Here is a 288-nt window from a genome sequence, read left to right as displayed (position 1 = left end):
AAACCAGAGCAAGCTCCGATCCGGTCCGCTCGACTTGCATGTATTAGGCACGCCGCCAGCGTTCGTCCTGAGCCAGGATCAAACTCTCCAAAGAAAGTTGATTGGCTTTTCGGATTGTCCAGCTTCGGCCAAAGCGGCCTCCGCTTTTCGTATTGTCCAGCTTCGGCCCGCCGCCGCTCGGGGTCAAATCACCTTCGCTTCGGGATTGTAAATCCCTGCAGGCGAAGAACATTTGCCCATCGCGGCGACCCGCGGGCCTCAGCTTTTCTTTCGCGCTTCGTTTCGTTC

The 288-nt window shown here is 57.3% G+C and carries 1 rRNA gene; it reads right to left on the bottom strand.

Annotation, left to right across the window (positions count from 1 at the left end):
* A 16S ribosomal RNA gene (locus I656_RS0117390) occupies positions 1-94 on the bottom strand; the annotation flags it as partial.
* Between the last annotated feature and the right edge of the window lie 194 nt (positions 95-288).

The organism is Geobacillus sp. WSUCF1 (assembly GCF_000422025.1).
Lineage (GTDB): Bacteria > Bacillota > Bacilli > Bacillales > Anoxybacillaceae > Geobacillus > Geobacillus zalihae.
Note: the sequence above shows the minus strand (reverse complement) of the source record. Positions and strands in the feature narration are given on the sequence as shown.